23 protein-coding genes are annotated in these 20,988 nt (G+C 71.9%); 5 read left to right on the top strand and 18 right to left on the bottom strand.

Translation table 11 applies throughout. The features are described 5' to 3' along the window. The first annotated feature begins 9 nt into the window (after positions 1-9). Positions 10-1,068, top strand: coding sequence for an ABC transporter ATP-binding protein (locus Ade02nite_RS01465; RefSeq protein WP_203759632.1), 1,059 nt, complete (start codon positions 10-12; stop codon positions 1,066-1,068). Between the two features lie 76 nt (positions 1,069-1,144). Further along, positions 1,145-1,717 (top strand): carbohydrate-binding protein, encoded by a 573-nt coding sequence (locus tag Ade02nite_RS01460; RefSeq protein WP_239168433.1) that lies wholly within the window; start codon positions 1,145-1,147, stop codon positions 1,715-1,717. Between the two features lie 11 nt (positions 1,718-1,728). Here the strand turns inward: Ade02nite_RS01460 and Ade02nite_RS01455 are convergent, their stop codons facing one another. Then, positions 1,729-2,130 (bottom strand): Hsp20/alpha crystallin family protein, encoded by a 402-nt coding sequence (locus Ade02nite_RS01455; RefSeq protein ID WP_203759631.1) that lies wholly within the window; start codon positions 2,128-2,130, stop codon positions 1,729-1,731. A 204-nt stretch (positions 2,131-2,334) separates the two neighbouring features. On the opposite strand from Ade02nite_RS01455, the gene dinB reads away from it, so the two are divergent. Then, positions 2,335-3,522 (top strand): DNA polymerase IV, encoded by a 1,188-nt coding sequence (gene dinB / locus Ade02nite_RS01450; protein ID WP_203759630.1) that lies wholly within the window; start codon positions 2,335-2,337, stop codon positions 3,520-3,522. A gap of 137 nt (positions 3,523-3,659) precedes the next feature. Here the strand turns inward: dinB and Ade02nite_RS01445 are convergent, their stop codons facing one another. Genes Ade02nite_RS01445 through Ade02nite_RS01425 form a run of 5 tightly spaced genes read right to left on the bottom strand, consistent with a single transcriptional unit; the run spans position 3,660 to position 7,467 of the window. After that, complete coding sequence (locus Ade02nite_RS01445; protein WP_203759629.1) at positions 3,660-4,730, bottom strand: DNA glycosylase AlkZ-like family protein; 1,071 nt, start codon at positions 4,728-4,730, stop codon at positions 3,660-3,662. Continuing rightward, positions 4,727-5,149 carry a PPOX class F420-dependent oxidoreductase gene (locus Ade02nite_RS01440; RefSeq protein ID WP_203759628.1) on the bottom strand — a complete coding sequence of 141 codons (423 nt, stop codon included), beginning with the start codon at positions 5,147-5,149 and terminating at the stop codon, positions 4,727-4,729. The genes Ade02nite_RS01445 and Ade02nite_RS01440 overlap by 4 nt, the downstream gene beginning before the upstream one ends. Positions 5,150-5,184: 35 nt before the next feature. Further along, a complete protein-coding gene (locus Ade02nite_RS01435; RefSeq protein ID WP_203759627.1) occupies positions 5,185-5,703 on the bottom strand; it encodes an AAA family ATPase in 519 nt (172 codons plus the stop codon). After that, the gene (locus tag Ade02nite_RS01430) at positions 5,700-6,350 is read right to left on the bottom strand and encodes a response regulator transcription factor (protein WP_203759626.1); all 651 of its coding nucleotides are present in this window, start codon (positions 6,348-6,350) and stop codon (positions 5,700-5,702) included. Before Ade02nite_RS01430 ends, Ade02nite_RS01435 begins: the two co-directional genes overlap by 4 nt. A 10-nt stretch (positions 6,351-6,360) precedes the next feature. Continuing rightward, positions 6,361-7,467 carry a sensor histidine kinase gene (locus tag Ade02nite_RS01425; protein WP_203759625.1) on the bottom strand — a complete coding sequence of 369 codons (1,107 nt, stop codon included), beginning with the start codon at positions 7,465-7,467 and terminating at the stop codon, positions 6,361-6,363. A 122-nt stretch (positions 7,468-7,589) separates the two neighbouring features. On the opposite strand from Ade02nite_RS01425, the gene Ade02nite_RS01420 reads away from it, so the two are divergent. Continuing rightward, complete coding sequence (locus Ade02nite_RS01420) at positions 7,590-8,117, top strand: hypothetical protein (protein ID WP_203759624.1); 528 nt, start codon at positions 7,590-7,592, stop codon at positions 8,115-8,117. A 167-nt stretch (positions 8,118-8,284) separates the two neighbouring features. On the opposite strand, the gene Ade02nite_RS01415 is transcribed toward Ade02nite_RS01420, so the two are convergent. After that, positions 8,285-8,860, bottom strand: a complete 576-nt coding sequence (locus tag Ade02nite_RS01415; protein WP_203759623.1) for a TetR/AcrR family transcriptional regulator — start codon at positions 8,858-8,860, stop codon at positions 8,285-8,287. A 48-nt stretch (positions 8,861-8,908) separates the two neighbouring features. Here Ade02nite_RS01415 and Ade02nite_RS01410 point away from each other — a divergent pair, with 48 nt between their 5' ends. Further along, positions 8,909-10,144: a beta-ketoacyl-[acyl-carrier-protein] synthase family protein gene (locus tag Ade02nite_RS01410; protein ID WP_203759622.1), complete on the top strand. Its 1,236-nt coding sequence runs from the start codon at positions 8,909-8,911 to the stop codon at positions 10,142-10,144. Positions 10,145-10,252: 108 nt separating this feature from the next. Here Ade02nite_RS01410 and Ade02nite_RS01405 read toward each other — a convergent pair whose 3' ends face one another. From Ade02nite_RS01405 to Ade02nite_RS01350, 11 genes are all read right to left on the bottom strand, one after another. Next, positions 10,253-11,230 carry a DNA polymerase domain-containing protein gene (locus tag Ade02nite_RS01405; protein ID WP_203759621.1) on the bottom strand — a complete coding sequence of 326 codons (978 nt, stop codon included), beginning with the start codon at positions 11,228-11,230 and terminating at the stop codon, positions 10,253-10,255. A 97-nt stretch (positions 11,231-11,327) separates the two neighbouring features. Next, complete coding sequence (locus Ade02nite_RS01400; RefSeq protein ID WP_203759620.1) at positions 11,328-11,675, bottom strand: hypothetical protein; 348 nt, start codon at positions 11,673-11,675, stop codon at positions 11,328-11,330. A gap of 219 nt (positions 11,676-11,894) precedes the next feature. After that, positions 11,895-12,788 carry a carbohydrate ABC transporter permease gene (locus Ade02nite_RS01395; RefSeq protein WP_203759619.1) on the bottom strand — a complete coding sequence of 298 codons (894 nt, stop codon included), beginning with the start codon at positions 12,786-12,788 and terminating at the stop codon, positions 11,895-11,897. Continuing rightward, complete coding sequence (locus tag Ade02nite_RS01390; protein ID WP_379035115.1) at positions 12,785-13,678, bottom strand: carbohydrate ABC transporter permease; 894 nt, start codon at positions 13,676-13,678, stop codon at positions 12,785-12,787. Before Ade02nite_RS01390 ends, Ade02nite_RS01395 begins: the two co-directional genes overlap by 4 nt. Positions 13,679-13,737: 59 nt before the next feature. Continuing rightward, complete coding sequence (locus tag Ade02nite_RS01385; RefSeq protein WP_203759618.1) at positions 13,738-15,024, bottom strand: ABC transporter substrate-binding protein; 1,287 nt, start codon at positions 15,022-15,024, stop codon at positions 13,738-13,740. 126 nt (positions 15,025-15,150) lie between these two features. Continuing rightward, positions 15,151-16,167: a LacI family DNA-binding transcriptional regulator gene (locus Ade02nite_RS01380; RefSeq protein ID WP_203759617.1), complete on the bottom strand. Its 1,017-nt coding sequence runs from the start codon at positions 16,165-16,167 to the stop codon at positions 15,151-15,153. A gap of 100 nt (positions 16,168-16,267) precedes the next feature. After that, positions 16,268-17,290: an NAD(P)-dependent oxidoreductase gene (locus tag Ade02nite_RS48970; RefSeq protein WP_239168432.1), complete on the bottom strand. Its 1,023-nt coding sequence runs from the start codon at positions 17,288-17,290 to the stop codon at positions 16,268-16,270. A 454-nt stretch (positions 17,291-17,744) separates the two neighbouring features. Continuing rightward, entirely contained in the window at positions 17,745-18,092 is a 348-nt protein-coding gene (locus tag Ade02nite_RS01365) for an MmcQ/YjbR family DNA-binding protein (protein ID WP_203759616.1), read from the bottom strand. A 185-nt stretch (positions 18,093-18,277) separates the two neighbouring features. Continuing rightward, positions 18,278-18,985 carry a hypothetical protein gene (locus Ade02nite_RS01360; RefSeq protein ID WP_203759615.1) on the bottom strand — a complete coding sequence of 236 codons (708 nt, stop codon included), beginning with the start codon at positions 18,983-18,985 and terminating at the stop codon, positions 18,278-18,280. A 63-nt stretch (positions 18,986-19,048) separates the two neighbouring features. Then, entirely contained in the window at positions 19,049-20,146 is a 1,098-nt protein-coding gene (locus Ade02nite_RS01355; RefSeq protein ID WP_203759614.1) for an epoxide hydrolase family protein, read from the bottom strand. Beyond that, positions 20,143-20,949 carry an LLM class flavin-dependent oxidoreductase gene (locus Ade02nite_RS01350; protein WP_239168431.1) on the bottom strand — a complete coding sequence of 269 codons (807 nt, stop codon included), beginning with the start codon at positions 20,947-20,949 and terminating at the stop codon, positions 20,143-20,145. The genes Ade02nite_RS01355 and Ade02nite_RS01350 overlap by 4 nt, the downstream gene beginning before the upstream one ends. Positions 20,950-20,988 lie beyond the last annotated feature (39 nt).

Raw genomic sequence — 20,988 nt, 5'->3', positions numbered from 1 at the left:
AGACCTACGATGACCGCTGCTACCACCCCCGCGAAGTCCGGCGTCAAGTCGGTGCCGGGCGCGCCGCTGCTCGAGCTCGACAACGTCAAGATGCACTTCAAGACCAAGGGCGACGGCTTCCTCGCGCGCGGCACCAAGTGGGTGCAGGCCGTCGACGGCGTCAACCTGACCCTCGCGCCGGGCGAGACGCTCGGCCTGGTCGGTGAGTCGGGTTGCGGCAAGTCGACGACCGCCCGGCTGATCACGCGGCTGCTCGAGCCGACCGGCGGCGAGATCCGCTACCAGGGTGTCGACATCGCCCACATGAACGAGCGCCGGCTGCGCCCGTACCGCCGGGAGATCCAGCTGATCTTCCAGGACCCGTACTCGTCGCTGAACCCGCGCCACACGGTCGGCACGATCGTCGGCACCGCGCTGCGCACCCACGACATGGTCGACAAGAAGGGCGAGCTGGCCCGGGTGCAGGAGCTGCTCGAGCTGGTCGGCCTCAACCCCGAGCACTACAACCGCTACCCGCACGAGTTCTCCGGCGGCCAGCGTCAGCGCATCGGCATCGCCCGCGCGCTCGCGGCCCGGCCGAAGATCATCGTGGCCGACGAGCCGGTCTCCGCGCTGGACGTGTCGATCCAGGCCCAGGTGATGAACCTGCTCGAGAACCTGCGCAAGGAGCTCGGCATCGCGTTCGTGTTCATCGCGCACGACCTCGGCGTGGTGCGGCACTTCTGCGACCGGGTCGCCGTCATGTACCTCGGCCGGGTCGTCGAACAGGGGCCGCGCGACTCGCTCTACGAGGCGCCGCAGCACCCGTACACCCAGGCTCTGCTCTCCGCCGTGCCGGACATCGCCGTGGTCCGCGGCGTGCCGCCGAAGAACCGCATCCGCCTGGTCGGCGACGTGCCCTCGCCGGTCGACCCGCCGTCGGGCTGCCGCTTCCGCACCCGGTGCTGGAAGGCGCAGGACATCTGCGCCACGAACGACCCGGCGCTCGAGGAGAAGGCGCCGGCGCAGCACGTGGCCTGCCACTTCGCCGCGCCGCCGGCCGAGTCGATCATCGCCGAGGTGGTCTGAGGCGTTGGTCGCCCCACCCCCCGACCTGGGCGGTACCAGGGTCTATCGCACTCGGTCGCACCGATTGCGGCAGCGCGTGCTTCTCGCGCTCGCCGCGATCGGGCTGCTGCTGGTGGGCTATCTGATCGGCCGGTGGCAGGACACGCCCGCCCCGGCCGTCGCGCTGCCGCCGGCGCCGTCCGCGTCGTCCGCCGCCGCCGAGGAGTCGCCGGTGCCGGCGCCGGCGACCAGCGCGCCGCCGACCCCGACGGTCTATCCGACCCTTCAGGCGGAGGCCGCCGACGGCAACGTGGGCGTCGACTTCCAGGACACCGAGGACCAGGGCGGCGGGAAGAACGCCGGGTGGATCGCCAACGGTGACCAGCTGCGCTTCGACGCCTTCGACTTCGGCGAGGTGCCGGCGACGAAGGCGGACGTGCGGGTGGCCTCCGACGCGCAGGACGGCGGCCGGATGGAGATCCGCCTCGACAGCGCGGACGGCCCGGTGATCGGCACGATGCGGGTGACCCGCACCGGCGGCTGGCAGAGCTGGCGCACCGACGAGGTGACCCTCACGCCGACCACCGGCACCCATGCGGTCTTCCTGAACTTCGTCCGGGAGGACGGCGCCGAGTTCATCAACGTGAACTGGCTGCTGTTCGGGCACTGAGGGCCCGGTGGTCAGCCGACGCTGACCTCGACCTTGCGGGGCTGGGCCTTCTCGGCCACCGGGATGTTCAGGGTCAGCACGCCCTGCTCGTACCGCGCCTCGAGCCGGTCGGTGTCGAGCGTGTCGGAGAGGAAGACCTGGCGGCTCACGGGGCCGGCCGGGCGCTCGGTGACGATCACGTCGGCGTCCTCGCCGTCGGCGCGGCGCCTGCGCTCGGCGCGGACGGTCAGCACGTTGTGGTCGACGGTGATGTCGATGCCTGCGGGGTCGATGCCGGGCAGGTCGATGTCGATGTAGAAGTGGTCGTCGATGCGGTAGGCATCGAGTCGCGCGCCGGAGCTGCGGGTGGCAGTGTCGAACACGCGAGCGGTGAGCCGGTCCAGATCCCGGACCGTCGCGCTACGAAGCAACATGGGTGGTTCCTCCAGCGGAGCTCTTTCAAGTTGAGCGTGGTGCGCTCAAGTCTGAATGCGACAACAGAGATTGTTCCCGTGGAATTCCCGTTCGGACATGACCGGCGTCACGATCGGACGTAAAGGTTCGTTACATTCCGTTGTCCAATGAGCGAAAGCGGCGGAATATCGCCACGATCCGTGACTGATTCGAACAAGTGTTCTATGCTCGTGGCCGTGGCGATCCTGCATGCCGACCTCGACGCCTTCTACGCGTCCGTCGAGCAGCGTGACGACCCGGCGCTGCGGGGCAGGCCGGTGCTGGTCGGCATGGGCGTGGTCCTCGCCGCCAGCTACGAGGCCAAGGCGCTCGGGGTGCGCACGCCGATGGGCCTGACCCAGGCGCGGGCGCTCTGCCCGCGGGCCGTGGTCGTGCCGCCGCGCATGAGCGCCTACTCGGCGGCCAGCAAGGCGGTCTTCGAGATCTTCCGGGACACCACGCCGCTGGTCGAGGGCATCTCGATCGACGAGGCGTTCCTCGACGTGAGCGGCCTGCTGCGGGTCAGCGGCAGCCCGCGCGAGATCGCCACGAGGCTGCGGGCCGAGGTGCGCGCACGGGTGGGCCTGCCCATCACGGTCGGCATAGCGACCACCAAGTTCCTGGCCAAGGTGGCGAGCGCGGTCGGCAAGCCCGACGGCCTGCTCGAGGTGCCGGCCGGCGGCGAGCTGGCCTTCCTCCACCCGCTGCCGGTCGAGCGGCTGTGGGGCGTCGGCCCGGTCACCTCCGCCAAGCTGCGCGAGCGGCGCATCGAGACCGTCGGCCACGTGGCCCGCGTCGGCGAGGCGGCGCTGGTCTCCCTGCTCGGCGCGGCCGCCGGCCGGCACCTGCACGCCCTGGCACACAACCGAGACCCCCGGCGGGTGCGAGTGGGCCACCGCCGCGGCTCCATCGGCTCACAGTGCGCGCTGGGCCGCCGCCCGCGCCCGTTCACCGAGATCGAGGCGACCCTGGCGGCCCTGGTCGACCGCGTGACCCGGCGCATGCGCGGCGCACGCCGGGCGGGCCGCACGGTGACGCTGCGCCTGCGCTTCGACGACTTCGGCCGGGCAACCCGGTCGCGGTCGCTGCTCAAGGCCACCATGCAGACCCGCGCCATCCTCGCCACCGCGAGCGACCTGCTGGCCGAGGCCCGCCCGCTGATCGAGACCCGCGGCCTCACCCTGGTCGGCGTCGCGGTGAGCAACCTCGACGGCGACGGCCACGTGCAGCCGTCCCTCTTCGACGACACCGCCGACGACGGCCTCGACGTGGCGATGGACGCGGTCCGCGACCGCTTCGGCTCGTCGTCGCTCACCCGCGCCGCCTCGCTGGGCCACGACCTGAGCCCCTCCGTGCCGATCCTCCCCGACTGACCCACCCGCGGCCCGCTCGTCGCGGTCCCTTCGCGTAGCCCACCCTTCGCCTTCCTCCGGGCCCACCGCCCTCCTTCTGCTCGCCACCCCTTCTGCCCACCACCGCCCTTTTCGCGGGCTTTCCGCGGCTTGCGGGGTCAGAAGTCGGCGGGGAGGTCGAGGCCGAGGCCCAGCCAGCGGGCCAAATCCTGGATCTCGTGCAGCACCGCGCGGTCGGTGGCGTCGTCGAAGGGGATGTCCTGGTGGACGGCGTCCACGCGCAGGACGCCGCGGCGGTGGTCGGCGGTGGCGTCGAGCTTGCCGATCAGGCGGTCGCCGCGCAGGATCGGCATCGCCCAGTAGCCCCAGCGCCGCCGGGAGGCCGGCTTGTACATCTCCAGGGTGTAGTCGAACGCGAAGAGGTCGAGCATGCGCTTGCGGTCGAAGATCAGGCGGTCCAGCGGGGACAGCAGGGCCGTCCGGCCGGCGAAGGGCAGGCCGAGCTGCGCGGGGTCGACGCGCCAGCTGCCCCGTACCCCCTTGATCGTGGCGGGCTCGCCCGCCTCGGAGCCACGGCGGGGCCGGACCAGACCCAGCGAGCGCAACAGCCGCTCGTCGCGGCGACGGCTCGCCTCCGGCTCGGGGACGATCTCGGCGGGGTAGACGCGGTGGGCCAGGTCCCACAGGCGCTCGCGGCCGTCCCGGTCGGCGATGGCTATCTCGCCGCGGGAGGCCAGGCATTCGAGCATCATCGTCAGGTTGCGGTTGTTGTTCCAGCCGGACGATCCCCAGGCGACCGTGCACGTGTCCGGCAGCTCGGACTGGGGGAGCGGGCCGCCGTCGTCGAGGCGGCGCAGGATGTCGCGGCGGCACGCGTCGTTCGCGGCCACGAAGGCGTGCGCGCGCGGGTGGCTGAACTGGTCGTCCGGGTCCTCCCAGGCGGCCATGCGGGCCCGATGGAGCGAGATGTCGTCGTACGGCCGGATCATGCCCTTGAGCTCGACGAGGGTGCGGTCCTCGAGGGCCGCCACCAGGGACGCCGGGCGGTAGGAGGAGCCGAGGCGGCTCCAGGCCACCAGGTCGGCGCTGGGCGCGACGGCGGCCGTCTGGTCGTACTGGAGGAAGGTCAGACGCTCGACCAGCGTGACCAGATCGGGTGGGCGGTCGCGGCCGAGCAGCTGGGCGCGCACGGCGATGCGGCGCGCCTCCTGCCGGGTCAGCTCGATCAATCCGCCACCCAGCCGTAGAGCTCCTCGACCTTGATGCGGCAGACCAGCCGGCCGTCGGTGACCATGGCGCGGCGGAAGTCGTCCCAGTCGGGGTGCTCGTGCCCGGCGATCAGCCGGTAGATCTCGATCAGCTCCTCGACCACCGGGTCGTCGAGCCGCCAGGCGACCGGGCTCAGCTCGGCGGTGCCCTCGCCGACCGCGTAGCCGGCCCCGCCGGGCGCAGTGACCTTGATGCTGACCCGGGGGTCGCGGCGCAGGTTGTGCACCTTGGCCAGGGACGTGCGGGTGGAGAACCGGACCGAGCCGGGCATGGCGATGTAGCTGACGTCGGACAGCTGCGGCCGCCCGTCCTTCTTGATCGTCGCGACGGTACCGAGGTTCCCCGTGGCGATGACCTTCCACAGCACGTCATCAGACATGACTCGACCTTACTGATCGGACCGGCCCCACCCGATCAAAACGTCGCCAGCCAGCGCCGCACCTCGGCGGGCGAGCGCAGCAGCACGGTCTCGGGGAAGTCCGGATCGTCGTGCCACTGCCGCATGCGGGCCCGCTTGCGGCCCCACGAGCGAAAGTGGAAGACCAGCAGCGAGTTTCGGTCGAGGAACAGATTGCGGAACGACTCCCGGTTGCCGTTGCAGATCTCGGTGCGCCGCACCAGGCGGGTCAGCGAACGGCGCACCAGCCGGCCGTAGGAGACCCAGCGGGGCAGATCGAGCCCGACGATCAGCTCGACCCGCTCCAGCACGACGTCGGCCCACTTCATGTACGCCGCGTCGATCACCCAGGCGTCGCCGGCGCAGATCTCGCGGATGCGGTCGCGCTGCACGTCGTCGGGCACCTCCACCCAGCCCGGCTCCCACATCACGTCGTCGATCGAGTGGTACGGCAGCCCGAGCCGCTCACCGAGCCGCGCCGCCAGCGTCGACTTGCCGGCGCCCGTCACGCCGTACACCAGGATTCTCTTGCTCACCCCGTCAGTCCCTCCTGGAACGCGACGATCACCAGCTGGACGCGGTCGCGGACGCCCAGCTTGGCGATCGCCCGCGTGATGTGCGTCTTCGCCGTCAACGGGCTGATCACCAGCTCGCGGGCGATCTCCTCGTTGGACAGGCCCGCCGCCACCATCCGTACCACCTCCCGCTCCCGCTCGGTGAGCACCGCGAGGCGCTCGGTGCCCCGCGGGGCCGCCACCGGCCGGTGCGCGAACTGGCCCACCACCCGCCGGGTGACGCTCGGCGACAACAGCGCGTCACCGGCGGCAACGATCTTCACCGCCTGCCGCAACCCGTCCGGCGCGATCTCCTTTGTCAGGAAGCCGCTCGCCCCGGCGGCCAGCGCGGCGAAGACGTACTCGTCCGTCTCGAACGTCGTCAGAATGACCACCCGCGTGCCCGGATTGTCGCGCAGCACCCGCTCGGTGGCGGCGATGCCGTCCAGGCCCGGCATCCGGATGTCCATCAGGATCACGTCAGGCCGCAGCGACCGCGCCGCCCGGACCGCCTCGTCACCGGTCGACGCCTCACCCACGACGTCGATCTCCTTGTCCCGCCGCAGCAGACTCCGGAACCCGGCCCGCACCAGATGCTGATCGTCGGCGAGCAGCACCGAGATGGTCATCGTCCTCCTCCTAGGCGGCGAACGGGATCGTCGCGCGCACGGTGAAACCGGATCGGCCCGGGCCGGTGGTGAGGGCGCCGCCCAGCGCGGCCACCCGTTCGCGCATGCCGGCTATGCCGTTGCCGTCGACGATGTGCTCGGGCGGTTCGCCGTCGTCCTGCACGTCGACGACGACGCTGGTCGGTGCATAGCGGACAGTGACCGCGACCCGGCTCGCGCCGGCGTGGCGGACGGTGTTGGTGAGCGACTCCTGCACGACACGGTAGACGGCCGTGGCGACCGGCGCGGGCACGGCCGTGCGGTCGCCGAACTCGTTGAGCGACACGGCCAGGCCGGCCGCGCGGACGTGCTCGGCGAGCCGCTCCAGGCCGTCCAGGCCGTCGGCGGGCTCGGCGATCGCCGGGGCCTCCCCCTCGCGGAGGACGTCGACGAGCGACTTGAGGTCGGTCATCGCGCGGCCGCGCACGTCCTGGGCCAGGCGCAGCGACGAGCGTGCCTCCTCCGGGTCGCTGTCGAAGGCGTCGAGCGCGACGTTGAGATGCACGCCGACCACGGCCAGCGTGTGCGAGACGACGTCGTGCAGGTCGCGGGCGATGCCGACCCGCTCCTCGGCGCGGCGGCGGCGGGCGTCCAACTCGCGCTCGTGCTCGTCCTGCGCCAGGCGGCGGGCCACCTCGGCCTGCCAGCGGACGGTGCTGCGGTACGCGGTCGCGGCCGCCAGCGCCGCCGCCAGCCACAGGGTCTCGCCGCCGACGTGGGCGAGCGTCCATGTGCTGCCGTGCTCCTCGACGACGAAGCCGTCCCAGGCGAAGCCGTACGCGAGCGCGACGCCCCCGGCGGCGACGGCCGTGCGCAGGTGGCCGGCGAGCACCACGGCGACGAAGGCGGCGGTGGCCGGCCACACCCAGCCCGAGCCGACGAGATACGCGCCGCGCAGGCCGGCGACGAGCAGCAACGAGACGATGAGGACGGTGCGCGGCGCCCGCAGGAAAAGCGCGAGAACGGCGAGCCAGAACGCGAGCGTCATGCTCATGACGGTTTGAGTGTTGCCGCCGGTGATCGCGAGGCCGGCGGGGACGCCCACGAGGGTGAGCGCCGAGACCAGGTATCTGTTCATGACCGGGACGCTATTTTCGCCGAGGGTGGCACCGCGTCGTCCCGCCGCCGTCACCCGCACGGACGCCTCCCGACTACTTCCGTACACCCAAAGGAGTACACGCTTCTCGATAAGGTATCGAGGTGACCGCCGCGGAACTACTGGCCGCCTCCGGCCGCTTCCCGATCGGGCCGGGCCTCACCGACGCCGAGCTCTCGTCGCTGGAGCAGGAGTTCGGCTTCACCTTCGCCGACGATCACCGCGCTTTCCTGGCGGCGGGGCTGCCCGCGGGCCGCGGCTGGCCGGACTGGCGGGGACCCGACCGTGACGCGTTGCGCGAGCGGCTCGCCTGGCCCGTCGAGGGCGTGCTCTTCGACGTCGGCGCCAACAATTTCTGGTACGAGAGATGGGGTCCCCGCCCGCCCGCGATCGAGGACGCGGTGGTCGCCGCCCGGCGCTATCTGCTGACCGCGCCGCGGCTCGTGCCCCTGTATGCGCACCGGTTCCTGCCGGCGGGCCTCTCGGGGCATCCGGTGCTGTCGGTGTATCAGACCGACATCGTCTATTACGGCACGGACATCGCGGACTGGCTGCACCGGGAGTTCGGCCTGGGGGCCGCCTCCCGGGCCGAGCCGCGCGCCACGGTCGGCTTCTGGCGCGACCTGCTCTGAGACGCGCCGTTCAGCGCCGGCCGGTTTTTCCGCATCGGCCGGTTCGTCCCTCTTGCGCCGGCCCGGTTGTCCTTCTGCGCCGGCCCGTTCCCCCTTCCGGCGCCGGTCCGGTTCCCCCCTTCCGGCGCCGGCCCGTTCCCCCTTTCGGCGCCGGTCGGTTGGCCTTTTCAAGCCGCCCGGACGGTCAGCACGCCGGCCAGGTCGACGTCGGCGGACTCGCCGCCGTAGCCGCTCTCGGAGATCAGCCGGGCGCCGAAGACGGTGGTCCAGAACGTGCGCGCCTCGATCGCCGCGGGCCGGTCGATGGCCCAGCCGCGGCGCTCGAGCACGTCCGTCAGATAGCGCTCGGCCTGGTGGAACAACACGGACAAATGCTGCTGCACTGACGTGTGCAGCTCGGGCCGCAGCCGGCCCACCGACATCGCGTGCACCGCGACCGGCACGGCCGGCAGGGCCAGCGCCGTGCGGGCCAGGGCCATGCGGAACGACTCCGGCGTGCGCCGGCGCAGGCCGATCGGCTCCAGCCGCCGGGCCTGGTGGAGCAGGAGCCGGAACGCGGCCTCGACGAAGAGCGCGTCCTTGGAGCCGAAGTAGTAGGTGATCTGGTGCGGGTGGGCGCCGGCCGCCCCGGCGATGTCGGCCACACTCACCGCGGCGAGGCCACGCTCGGCGAAGAGCGCCTCGGCGGCGCGCAGGATCGCGTCGCGGGTGCGGCGGCCGCGAGCGCGTGGGGGCTCGGTCATTCTTGTATGCTATACAACTAACGGGGAGATCGACCGAAGGGGGACCCGATGGGCGCGGACGAAGTAGTGATCACCGGGATGGGTGCGACGACGCCGCTGGGCGGTGACGTCGACTCGTTCTGGCAGGGCTTGCTGGAGGGCCGGTCGGGCGTGCGGCGCATCGACGACGTGCTGGCCGGCTACCCGCGGCTCGAGGAGCTGCCGACTCGCATCGGCGCGCCGATGGCCGTCTCGCCCGACACGGTGCTGGCGCGGGTGCAGGCCCGCCGCATGGACCGGTGTCAGCAGGCCGCCCTGGTCGCGGCCCGGCAGGCCTGGGCCGACGCGGGCACACCCGGCGTCGAGGGCGAGCGGCTGGCCGTCGTCATCGGCACCGGCATCGGCGGGGTCAACACGCTCCTCGATCAGGACGACCTGATCGAGGAGAAGGGCCCGGGCCGGGTGTCGCCGCTGACCGTGCCCATGCTGATGCCGAACGGCGCGGCCGCCTGGATCAGCATCGAGCTCGGTGCCAAGGCGGGCGTCTACACCACCTCGGCGGCCTGCGCGTCCGGCGCCGAGGCGATCGCCCAGGGCGTGCGGCTCATCAAGTCGGGCGAGGCCGACGTGGTCATCGCCGGCGGTGCCGAGGCGTGCATCGCGCCGCTGACCATCGCCGGCTTCGCCCAGTCCCGCACGCTGTCGAAGCGCAACGACGAGCCGGCGCGGGCGTCCCGGCCGTTCGACGTCGACCGCGACGGGTTCGTGCTCGGCGAGGGCGCCGGCGTGGTCGTGCTGGAGCGGGCCGGCTTCGCGGCAGCCCGGGGCGCGCGGCCGGTCGCCCGGGTCGCGGGCTTCGGGATCACCGCGGACGCGTACCACATCACCGGTCCCGACCCGTCCGGCGAGGGCCAGATCCGCGCCCTGCACGCCGCGCTGCGCACAGCCGGCCTGACCCCCGGCGACGTCGACCACGTCAACTGCCACGCCACGTCGACAGTGGTGGGCGACACCGGCGAGGCGGTGGCGATCCAGGGCGCCCTGCACGACGGCGTGGTGCTCACCGCGCCGAAGGGCGCCATCGGCCACCTGGTCGGCGCGGCCGGCGCGGTGGAGAGCATCGCCACCGTGCTCTCCGTGGCCGAGGGCGTGATCCCGCCGACCCTCAACCTGGAGAACAAGGCGCCCGAGGTCACCCTCGACGTGGTCACCGGCGAGCCGCGCAAGCAGGCGATCCGCGCGGCCGTCTGCAACTCGTTCGGCTTCGGCGGGCAGAACGTGTCGCTGCTCTTCACCCCGGCGTAGCGCGTCGCTCGGTTGGGCCGGCTCAGTCGGGCCGGCTCGCTCGGTCGGGCCGCGTGCTCGGCTGGGCTGCTTGCTCGGTCGGGCTGCTTGCTCGGTCGGGCTGCGTGCTCAGCCGGCCTCGCGGCGGGCCTTTGCGCGGCGCTTGCCCTCGTGCATGGCCTGCACGCGGGCGACGGGGATGGTGCGGCCCTCCTCGATCAGGCCCTCGTCGAGGGCCTGGGGAGCGGGCATGGCCGCGGTCCACGGGTCGGCCGTGCCGTCGAGGAGCCCCGGTGCCGTGTGGACGGTGAAGTCGGCCGGACCCACGTCGTCGAGGTCGTCCCACGCGACCGGAAAGGACACCGGCACGCCCGGGCGCACGCGCGGGCTGTAGGCGGCGACGACCGTGGCGCCGCCCGAGCGGGTGGCGTCGAGGAAGACCTTGCCGTGCCGGTCCTCGCGGATGAAGGCGGTGGTGGCCAGGGCGGGGTCGAGGCGTTCGGCTCGCGCTGCCACCGCCCGGGTGGCCGCGGCGACCTGCTCCGGGTCGGCCTTGCCGTCGAGCGGGACGAAGACGTGCACGCCCTTCGAGCCGCTGGTCTTCACCGCACCGTCCATCTTGATCTCTTGCAGCGCCGCGCGCACGAGCCGGGCGGCCTGCACCGCCTTGCGGAAGCCGGCCTCGACGTCGTGGCCCTCCGGCGGGTCAAGATCCATGATCAGGTGGGTGGGGTGGTGGTCGCCGGCGAGCATCAGGGCGGGGTGATACTCGATGGCGCGCTGGTTGCCGAACCACAGCAGCGTCCGGCGGTCGTTGCAGAGCGCATAGGTGACCTCCCGATGCGACGCCTCGGCCCACACCGCCGTGCGGGGCACCCAGTCGGGCGTGTATTTCGGCAGGTTCTTCTGCATGAACTTGTCCTGCCCGCGCAACAGTCGGATCACCGAGAGCGGCCGGTCGCGCAACGCCGGCAGGATGCGATCGCTGACCGCGTCCAGGTAGTCGACCAGGTCTCGCTTGGTGGCGCCCGCGCCCTCGAACAGCTCCTGATCGAGGTTCGTCAGCGCGACGCCGTCCCGCTCCTCGCCCTTCGCCTTTTCGGCCATGACCACATCGTGCCCTATTTCCCGCCGACCCGGGCACCGCCGCGAGTCCGGGCAACGTCCGCTCGCCGCCGAGTCGCGCGATGCCGGCCTGCGCCTCTCAGCCGAGTTGGGCGATGCCCGCCGCGGGCAGGGCCATCAGCAGGGTCAGCACGACGTAGAGGCCGCCGAGCCCGAAGCGCCCGTTGCGGGTCGCGATGGCGGCGGCCGTGAACGGAAGCGCGACGATCAGCAGCGCCCCCAGGGTGAACGCGCCGCCGGACGACGTGATCAGGCCGTACAGCACCACCAGCGGCACGACGACGAGCCAGGCCAGGGTGACCGCGATGACCCAGAGGTGCAGGGTGGTGCGGCGGGCGGGCTCGGCCGGGTCCTTCTCCAGGGCGTACGCCATGCGCGCGGCGAAGCCGTCGGCGGAGGCGGAGGTGGTGACGTCCTCGGTGGTCACAAACCCGACTTTAGGGCCACCGGCGGTCCGGCGCCTCGCTCGTGCGGGGTGAGAGACCAAACCTTCACCGGATCGTTGACCCGAATCCGGATCGGGCGCCGGTGAAAGCCCGGTGAGGGCCCGGCGAAGGCCCGGTGAAGGCGGCTTCCCGGCGCGCCAGGGTGAAGGCGGCTTCCCGGCGCGCCGGGGTGCGGGCGGCGCCGGGAAGCCGTACCGGCGTCAGCTCTTGACCGAGCCGGCCATGAGACCGCCGATGAACCAACGGCCGAGCAGCACGTAGACGACCAGCGTCGGCAGTGAGGTGATCAGCGCGCCGGCCATCGAGGCCGCGTAGTCCGGCGACTGCGCGCCGGCCAGGGCGTTCAGCGCGATCGTGATCGGGCCGTTGCGCGTGTTCGACAGGAAGATCGCGAACAGGTAGTCGTTCCAGGCCGACGTGAACTGCCAGATGATCGTGACCACGAAGCCGGGGATCGAGATCGGCAGGATGATCCAGGCGAACGTGCGCAGCAGGCCCGCGCCGTCCACCCGGGCCGCCTCGACCAGCTCCTCGGGAACCGTGGTCGCGTAGTAGTTCCGGAAGATCAGCGTGCAGATCGGGATGCCGTACACGCAGTGCACGAAGACCAGGGTCGGGATGCCCGGCGGGATGCCGATCGTCGTGACGATGTCACGCAGGGGGATCATCACGGCCTGGTACGGGATGAACATGCCGAACAGGATCAGCGTGAACACCACGTCGGCGCCCGGGAAGCGCCAGCGCGACAGCACGAAGCCGTTCGCCGCCCCGATCACCGACGAGATCAGGGCGACCGGGATGGCCAGCTGGAACGTACGGATGAAGGAAGCGTGCAGCGAGTCCCACGCCTTCTCCCACGACGCGAGCGTCCACGTCTCCGGCAGGTTCCACTGGCTCGTGACGCCGATGTCGGATCCCGACTTGAAGCTGGTCACGATCAGCACGTACATGGGCATGAGCACGATGATCAGGAAGAGCAGGACCAGCGCGTACTTGACGATCGAGCCGGGACCGAACTCGCGGCGCGGCTTGCGCTTCGGCGAGAGCGTCTCGATGCTCGTCGGCGGCGGCGCGGGGATCGACGTGGTCGTCATGTGTTCTTCTCCGCCCGGTTGGTGTAGATCAGGTACGGGACGATGACGACGGCCACGAGCAGCAGCAGGATGATCGAGATCGCCGCCGCCTTGGCGTAGTCGCTGGTCAGCAGCGTCTGCCAGACGTAGACGGCGGGCACCTCGGTGAGCCATTGCGGCCCCGAGACGCTCATGATCAGGTCGAACATCTTCATCGACATGTGGCCGAGGATGATCAGCGCGGAGAGGGCGACCGGCGTGAGCTGCGGGAAGATGACGTTGCGGTAGAGCCGGTACGTGCTCGCGCCGTCGACCGCGGCCGCCTCGCGCAGCTCCTGCGGGATGCCGCGGAAGCCGGCCAGGAAGAGCGCCATCACATATCCGGACAGCTGCCAGATCGCCGGCATCGCCATCGCGGCCATGCCCCAGTCCGGGTTGGTCCACCACGTGTTCTGCAGGAAGTCGAGGCCGAGCCCGCCGAAGACGGCGTTCAGGCCGCCCGCGTTCTCACCCTTGTTCGGGTTCATCAGCCAGCGCCACACCACGCCCGACGCCACGAACGACACGGCCATCGGGAACAGGTAGACCGTACGGAAGATGCCCTCGCCCCGGACGCCACGCTCCAGCAGGAACGCCCAGAGCAGCCCGAACAGCATCGCGCCGACCAGGAACACCACCGTGAAGATCAGCAGGTTCTTCAGCGAGTGGACGAACCGGTCGTTGATGTCGTCGGTGAACAGCTTGGTGTAGTTCTCCAGGCCGACGAAGCCCTTCGAGCCCAGGGCGTTGTGCTCGTCGGACACCGAGACCTTCGTGGTCCAGGCGATCAGGCCGTAGACGAAGACGGCGAGCAGGATGAGTGAGGGGGAGAGCAGGAGCAGTCCCGGTCCCCATTGCCGGAGGCGGCGCATCAGGGCTCCTTTGACGAGGATGGGGCGGCCGCGGCCGCCCCATCCCCACTTTCCGAGATTTACTTCTTGACGAACTGCTGCGCGGCGGAGGCGAGGGCCTTCTGCAGCGCTGCCGCGTCCTGGTTGGTGGAGAAGGCGCCGAGGGCCGAGTTGGCCGCGCCCTGCCAGCCCTGCGAGCAGGCCGAGCCGTGGGCGCACGACGGGACCTGGGTCGCGGACTTCCAGTCGGCCATGGCGGCCTGCTGGTACGCGGGGTAGTCGGCCGGGCTGGCGTCCGTACGGGCCGGGATCGAGCCCTTCTTGGTGTTGAACGCCTTCTGGCCCTCGGCCGAGCCGACCGTCTTGAGCCAGCACTTGGTGCCGTCGGCGTTCTTGGCGCCCTTGGGCAGCACGAACGAGTCGGCCAGCCACTGGAAGGTGGTGCCGTTGCCCGGGAACGTGAAGTAGCCGTAGTCCTTGAAGCCCTTGGCGTCGAGGTCGGCGGCCTCCCAGTCGCCCATCAGCTGGTAGGCGGCCTTGCCGTCCATGACGAGCTTCTCGGCGTCGGTCCAGTCGAGGGCGTCACGGTCGGTGTTGGTGTACGTGAGCAGCTTCTTGAAGTCGTCGATCGACTTGGTGACCGCGGCGTCGTTCCAGTCGGTGCTGCCGTTCCACAGGCCGGTGAACTTCTCGGCGCCCAGGTTGGTGATCAGCACCGACTCGAACAGCATCAGCTGCGTCCAGTCCTTGCCGACCGCGAGCGGCGTCGTGATGCCCTTGGCCTTGACCTTGTCCATGGCGGCGAAGAAGCCGGCCAGGTCGGTCGGCGCGGCGGTGACACCGGCGTCGGCGAGGACCTTCTTGTTGGTCCAGACCACGTTCGCGCGGTGGATGTTCGCCGGCACCGAGTAGATCTTGCCTTCGACGGTCAGGTTGTCGATCAGGCCCTGGGGGAACGCCTGCTTGAGGCCCCACGAGTCGTAGTCGCCGCTGATGTCCTCGACCTGCCCGGCGAGGATGTAGTCCTGGAGCTCGGCGCCGGCGTGCGCCTGGAACGTGTCCGGCGGGTCGCCCTGCTGCAGCCGGGACGCGAGCACCGACTTGGCGTTCGCGCCGGCGCCACCGGCGACGGCGCCGTTCTCGAAGGTCTGGCCGGCGCAGGCCGTGCCGAACTGGGCCACGAGGCCGTCGAGGCCGGCCTTCTCGCCGCCGTCGGCCCACCAGGTGAAGACCTCGACCTTCTTGGAGCCGGAGTCGCCGCCGCCGTCGTCACTGGACCCACAGGCCGTGGCCGTCAGGAGCGCGGCGACACTGACGGCCGCCACGGCGGCCCGCCGCCCGCCGCCCTTCAATGTGCTGAAGGCCATCCCTCTTCTCCCATCGAGATATTGACATCGTTGTCACGCGATTCGGGAGTACGGTGCCGCCTGAACGCACAAGTGTCAACGCCTGTTTCCGTCTCGTTACGTGCGGACACTGTGGATAGTTGATCGTCACTTGGGTGGGCGCTCACCCGACCCCCGGGCAATGATGGATGTCGAAATAACAATGGTGCGAGCCGGGCCAGTATGGCCGCTGATGCGCTCGTACGCGAGCCGCGCCGCCTCCCGCCCGAGAGCGGTCATGTCGTGCGCGACAACGGTCGTGCCGAGCACGTCCGCCAGGTCGAAGTCATCGAAGCCGATCAGCGCGGGCTTGTCCTCGATGTCGCGCATCCCGCGCAGCGCGCCGGTGGTCAGCCGGTTGTTGGTCGTGAAGATCGCCGTGGGTGCGGGGTCGAGGTCGAGCAGCTCCCGTACGGCCCGCTCGGCGTGCCGGACGTCGTGCACGTCGGTCCGGACGTACGGCTCCCAGGCGTCGTTGCCCGCGGCCCGCATCGCCTGGATGAACCCGTCGATGCGCCCCTTCTGTGGCGCCATCCGCCTCAGGTCGGCCACGAGCGCGATCCGCCGGTGCCCGCGAGCCAGCAGATGTTCGGCGGCGGAACGCGCCCCACCCGCGTTGTCGATGAGCACGGCGTCGGCGGCGAGCCCGTCCGGCGGCCGGTCGAGGAAGACGAAAGGCACGCCCCGGTTGCCCTCGATGGACAGGTACTCATGGTCGCTGCCGCTGGGAATGACCAGCAGCGCCCGCACCCGCCGCTCGAGGAAGGCGTCGACGAGGCTGCGCTCCAGGGCGGCGTCCTCGTCGTTGTTGGCCGTGATGAGCAGAAGCCCGTGCTGCCGGAGCTCCCGTTCGATCCCGCTGGCCACCGCCGAGTAGAACGGGTTCGCCAGATCACCGCTGACCAGCCCCACCAGGGCGGAGGTGGCCCCGCGCCGCAGCTCCCGGGCGATCCCGTTGAGCCGATAGCCGAGCAGATCGGCGGCGTCCCGCACGCGCCGCCCGGTCGAGGGCGCCACGTTCGGCTCGCGGTTGAGCGCCCGAGACGCCGTCTTGAGACTGACCCCCGCAAGCTGCGCAACCTGAGTCAACGTAGGCCGGCGCACACTCGCATCGTCGGCGGACATAGCGCTCCGAGCCTCTCGACCAGCGGGGACGCCTCAGTATGACATCGACACAGGTGCCACCACCCCTGCCACATCGCCGACTCACCCGCCGGCGCCCCGCTCACCCGGCGGCGCCGTGTTCTCTCAAGCGGGCGACGATCTCGGCCGGGGTGAGGGCGCGGTCGTTCTCGGGGTCGTCGTCGGCGAGCCGCGTCGAGGCGATGTCGGCGTAGACGGCGGCGATGGCCGCGAACAAGCCGGGATCGAGCCCGGCCCCGGCCTGCGTGGCGGAGACCTCCCGCATCTCGTCGACGTACCGATGGGCCTTGGTCGCCGCCCGGGCCACGCCGGCGTTGTCGGCGAGGCCGTTCCGCTCGAGATCGTCCAGGACCTCCGCCAGCACGCCATGAGCCCCGGCCGTGCGCATCGCCTGCGTCACGAGCGCCACCAGTCCCTTGTAGACACTACCGGTGCACATCTTGAGCGCGCTGGCCGCCCCGACCCGATCGCCGATCACGACCGGCTCGATCATCCCGGCCCAGGGAAGCCCCGCGACGATCTCGGCTTCGGGTCCCGAGAGATAGACCCGTGCCCCCGGCTTGACGGTCGGCGGCGGTCCCGAGATCGACCCGTCGACGACCCGCAGGCCGCCGAGCTCCCGCACGACTTGCTCCATGGTGCCCGGCGACACCGCGTTGAGATCCGCGACGATCGGCCCGCCCTCGCGTCGGTCGGCGCTCAGGGCCGGATCAGCCGGGGAGCGGGCGCTTTGAGACGTCATGTTCCCAGCGTCGGCGTGCCCGCGGGCCGGGTGGCTCGGCGACCGGGCGGCCCTACGCTGAACCGTCCGGGGCTGAGCGGTTCGGGGCCGCGGATCCTGTGACCGGGCGGAGCGGTGGGCGGCGGCGATGGCGCGGGCCGCGTCGGTGGCGGCGGCGGGTGGGGTGACCGAGAGGACTACGTCGGCGGCGGCCAGGACGTCGGCGAGGGTGGGCAGGATCTCGAGGCCGGCGGACTCGGCCAGGCGACGGGAGCGGGCCGAGCGGCCTTCGAGCGTGGTGACGACGCGGGCGCCGCCGCTGAGCAGGGCGGCGCCCAGCGCGGAACCCATGAAGCCCGCGCTGACCACGGCGACGGTGGGCATCGGGGCACCTCCTTTCATCAAGCACTCAGGTGGCTGACAGGCCCTGCTTAGGTGAGGTTGGTTGGCTGCTTCTCGCGGACGGCCGGGTGCCCGGACCTACCGAACCCAGTCCGGGTGCCCGGCCCGCCCGCTGCGGTGACTCCCGCCTTCGGCCTCCCCTCGACGCGCCCGAAGGCGGGACAGCGGCCGTGCCCGCCCCGGCTCACACTGCGCCGACCGGGTCGCTGGGCACGGCCACCGACTTGCCCGCATCGGCGCACGCTGGGCCGGCCGGGTCGCTGGGCCGCCCGGGTCGCTGGGCCGACCGGGTCGCTGCGCCTACCCGGTTGCTGGGCATGGCCCTCGGACCTGCCATCCAATGGAGGGCGGGGCGGGGTCGGTGATGACTTCGCGCGGCGTCCCAGGATGAGGGGCACGGGGGTCAGGGGCCGTGCGGGCCCGCGAGCGCGCGGCATCACGCGAGCCTGGGCAGGTAGGCGGACCAGACCTTTTTGGGCACGACCATGCACCAGGCGTCGAGGACGAGCTCGGTCATCCGCTCCTCGTCGAGCGCGGCCATCGAGGCCTCGACCCAGTTGTAGCGGAGGTCGGACTCGCGCGGCAGCTGGAACGTGCCGGGCTCGGCGGCGACGAGAGCGGCGCGCTCCTCCTTGGGGTATGCGAAGCCCATGACGGTCTCGTCGCGGGAGAAGGCGAGATAGACGATCTTGCCGACCCGAAACTTGACGCGGTCGCTGATCAGGTGTTCTGAGCTGCGCGGAAGATCGCGCACGACCTGCCGCACGTCATCGACGGTGACCATGCGAAGACCCTACGGCGGGGGTACGACACTTTCGGGCGACGACGACGACGACGACGGCGACGGCGGACGGCGAGGGCGAGGGTGACGGCGAGGGCGAGGGTGACGGCGACGGCGAGGGTGACGGCGACGGCGATGACGAGGGCGACGGCGACGGCGACGACGAGGGCGGCGCCCCGTCGGCCTCGCTAGGGGCGGCGGGGTTTCGGCACCGGCAGGGAGGTGGTGGGCTCCTCCGGGAGTGCCTTGCCGGCCACCTTCGCGCGGAAGACGCGGTCCGGTGGGAGCTGGTAAGTCTTGGCCTGCACGAGCTCGTCCGGGACGGTGTGCCGGCCGGCGGGGAGTCCGTCGCCGGGGGCGGCGGGCCGCAGCTCCGGCGGGGAGCCGTCGGCCGGGCGCGGGTCGGGGAAGGGCTGGTACATGACCCCGCCGACGGCGGCCGGCTCGGCTTGGACGTGCCGGGGCGGAGGGGGCGGCGCCGGGAATCCGCCGGGTCTGGGCCGCGCGGCCGGGGAGACGGGAGCGCCCGCGACCTCCGAAGCGCCGGAAACATCCGCAGCGGGAGGGCTGGACGGCGTCCCGGGAGACGAGGGCGCCGTGCCCGCATGGGCGGAAGCGGGCCCGCGGGCCGCGCGGCTGGATGGCGTCCCGGGAGACGAGGGCGCCGTGCCCGCATGGGCGGAAGCGGACCCGCGGGCCGGGCGGCCGGCGGCGACCGTGCGGGCGGCGAGGCTGAAGACGCGTTCCGAGGCGGTCTCGTAGCCGGAGCGGTAGGCGGCGGCGCGCTCGTGGGCGGTGAGCCGCTTCTGGTGGGCTCGGCCGGCGGCGTAGCCGCAGCAGGCGAAGAAGACGGCCAGCAGAGCCAAGAGGAGAACGGAGTCGCCCGGCGCGGTCATGTACCGATTGTGGCTAAAAGGATAGACCGGAAGCTATGGCCCGTTTGACGTACCCCGATCGAATTAACTGGAAGGCTCAAGTGTTCGGGCGCACGCCAGGACCTCGGCGGCGAAGAGTGCGGGCTGCTCGAAGGCGGCGAAATGGCCGCCGCGGGGCGGCTCGTTCCAGTAGCGGATGTCGGTGAAGCGCTGCTCGGCCCAGCGGCGCGACGGGCGCGGATTTTCGCGCGGGAAGATCGAGCAGCCGGTCGGCACGGTGACGACGTCGCCGCCGCCCGAGCGGAACAGCGCCTGCACCGCGGCGAAGCTCTCCCAGTAGAGCCGGGCCGCCGAGGCGCCGGTGGCCGGCAGCCAATACATCATGAGGTTGTCGAGGAGCTGGTCACGGGAGAGCGGGCCGTCCGTCCACGCCTCGAACTTCTCGAGCATCCACGCGCACAGCGCCGCCGGCGAGTCGACCAGCGCGTAGCCGATCGTCTGGGGCCTCGTGGACTGCTCGAACGAATAGCCGTCGCCGGACGCCGCCGCCTCCAGGGCGTCGAGCGCTTCCTGCTCGCGCGCGTCGACGGGTGGCATCGGCGCCACCAGCGGCGGCATCAGGTGGAGCCCGATCACCCGCGACGGATGCCGGACGCCGAGCGCCGTGCTCACGCTCGTACCCCAGTCGTGTCCCTGCGCGAGGAAGCGGTCGTAGCCGAGCTCGCCCATCAGCGCGGCCCACGCGTCCGCCACCCGCTCGACACCCCACCCGGGCTCGGCGGGCCGGTCGCTGAAGCCGTAGCCCGGCAGGGACGGGCAGACCACGTGGAACGAGGACGTCAGCAGCGGGATCGCCTCGGCGAACTCGACGACCGAGCCGGGCCAGCCGTGCGTCATCAGCAGCGGCACCGCGCCGGGCGCCGAGGAGCGGACGTGGACGAAGTGGACACCCAGCCCGTCGATCGTGGCGCGGAACTGCGGGTGCCGGTTGAGCCTGCGGTGCGCGGCGCGGAAGTCGTAGCCGTCGGCCCAATACGCGCAGAGATCTCGTACGGCGTCGAGGGGTGTGCCCTGCTCCCAGCCCGGCACCGTGGCCGGCTCGGGCCAGCGGGTGCGCCGCAACCGCGCGCGCAGGTCGTCGATCGCCTCGGCCTCGAACGGCACCGTGAACGGGGCGATCATCGGGGCGGCCCGGCGGCGATACGGGCGCGGATCTCGGCCATCCGCTCGGGGCTGTGGTGCGGCAGCTCCCACCGGGTCTCCATCCACCACGTGCACCCGGCCGCGGCCCACGCGGCGACGTCGGCGCCCGGCGTCTCACCCTCCGCGATCACGTCGAGCCCCGGCGGCGCTCCCCGTGACGACAGCCAGGAGCGCATCTCCCGTACGGCGCCGGGGGTCATCTCGCCGCCCGGCACGACGCCGTCGCACTTGAGGACCCGCCGCATCGATTTGGGCCGCGGCCACACGCCGACCACCCAGATCGGCACCCGCTCCTGCACCGGCCGGCCGGCGACGGCGAGATCGTTCTGGTCGACCTCGTATCGGTAGTGCCGCCCGGAGAAGTGCGACTCGCCCGCCCACAGCGCCCGGATCAGGTCGATGCCCTCGTCCATCATCTCGGCCCGCACGCGCAGGTCGGTCTGCTCGCCGGTCAGCGGCAGGTCGGGGGTGAGCGCCCCGACACCCACCGTGAGGATCGCCCGGCCGCCGGAGAGCTGGTCGAGCGTGGCCACCTGGCTCGCCACCTTCCACGGGCGGCGCCACGGCAGCGGGGTCAGCATCGTCCCGAGCCGCACCCGCGAGGTCACCGCCGCCATCGCCGACAGCAGGCCCCAGGCGTCGACGCCGTAGCCCGCCTCCCAGACGAAGACGCCGTCCCACCCCGACCTCTCGGCCAGAACCGCCTGCTCGAGCTGCTCGGGCGCCGTGCCGCCGGGCAGGATCACGCCGTATCGCATCGCCGTGCCGCCAGAGGGAGTCATGCCGCCAGAGGGAGCCGTGCCGCCAGAGGGAGCCGTGCC

The sequence above is a fragment of the Paractinoplanes deccanensis genome, assembly GCF_016862115.1.
Classification (GTDB): Bacteria; Actinomycetota; Actinomycetes; order Mycobacteriales; family Micromonosporaceae; genus Actinoplanes; species Actinoplanes deccanensis.
The sequence above is the reverse complement of the archived record's forward strand: the minus strand, read 5'-3'. Positions and strand labels throughout refer to the sequence as shown.

Coding starts and splice junctions, on each gene's coding strand:
- Ade02nite_RS01465 (WP_203759632.1), top strand. CDS start 10: ATGACCGCTGCTACCACCCCCGCGAAGTCCGGCGTCAAGTCGGTGCCG.
- Ade02nite_RS01455 (WP_203759631.1), bottom strand. CDS start 2,130: ATGTTGCTTCGTAGCGCGACGGTCCGGGATCTGGACCGGCTCACCGCT.
- dinB (WP_203759630.1), top strand. CDS start 2,335: ATGCTCGTGGCCGTGGCGATCCTGCATGCCGACCTCGACGCCTTCTAC.
- Ade02nite_RS01440 (WP_203759628.1), bottom strand. CDS start 5,149: ATGTCTGATGACGTGCTGTGGAAGGTCATCGCCACGGGGAACCTCGGT.
- Ade02nite_RS01430 (WP_203759626.1), bottom strand. CDS start 6,350: ATGACCATCTCGGTGCTGCTCGCCGACGATCAGCATCTGGTGCGGGCC.
- Ade02nite_RS01425 (WP_203759625.1), bottom strand. CDS start 7,467: ATGAACAGATACCTGGTCTCGGCGCTCACCCTCGTGGGCGTCCCCGCC.
- Ade02nite_RS01415 (WP_203759623.1), bottom strand. CDS start 8,860: ATGACCGAGCCCCCACGCGCTCGCGGCCGCCGCACCCGCGACGCGATC.
- Ade02nite_RS01410 (WP_203759622.1), top strand. CDS start 8,909: ATGGGCGCGGACGAAGTAGTGATCACCGGGATGGGTGCGACGACGCCG.
- Ade02nite_RS01405 (WP_203759621.1), bottom strand. CDS start 11,230: ATGGCCGAAAAGGCGAAGGGCGAGGAGCGGGACGGCGTCGCGCTGACG.
- Ade02nite_RS01395 (WP_203759619.1), bottom strand. CDS start 12,788: ATGACGACCACGTCGATCCCCGCGCCGCCGCCGACGAGCATCGAGACG.
- Ade02nite_RS01390 (WP_379035115.1), bottom strand. CDS start 13,678: ATGCGCCGCCTCCGGCAATGGGGACCGGGACTGCTCCTGCTCTCCCCC.
- Ade02nite_RS01385 (WP_203759618.1), bottom strand. CDS start 15,024: ATGGCCTTCAGCACATTGAAGGGCGGCGGGCGGCGGGCCGCCGTGGCG.
- Ade02nite_RS01380 (WP_203759617.1), bottom strand. CDS start 16,167: ATGTCCGCCGACGATGCGAGTGTGCGCCGGCCTACGTTGACTCAGGTT.
- Ade02nite_RS48970 (WP_239168432.1), bottom strand. CDS start 17,290: ATGCCCACCGTCGCCGTGGTCAGCGCGGGCTTCATGGGTTCCGCGCTG.
- Ade02nite_RS01365 (WP_203759616.1), bottom strand. CDS start 18,092: ATGGTCACCGTCGATGACGTGCGGCAGGTCGTGCGCGATCTTCCGCGC.
- Ade02nite_RS01360 (WP_203759615.1), bottom strand. CDS start 18,985: ATGACCGCGCCGGGCGACTCCGTTCTCCTCTTGGCTCTGCTGGCCGTC.
- Ade02nite_RS01355 (WP_203759614.1), bottom strand. CDS start 20,146: ATGATCGCCCCGTTCACGGTGCCGTTCGAGGCCGAGGCGATCGACGAC.
- Ade02nite_RS01350 (WP_239168431.1), bottom strand. CDS start 20,949: ATGACTCCCTCTGGCGGCACGGCGATGCGATACGGCGTGATCCTGCCC.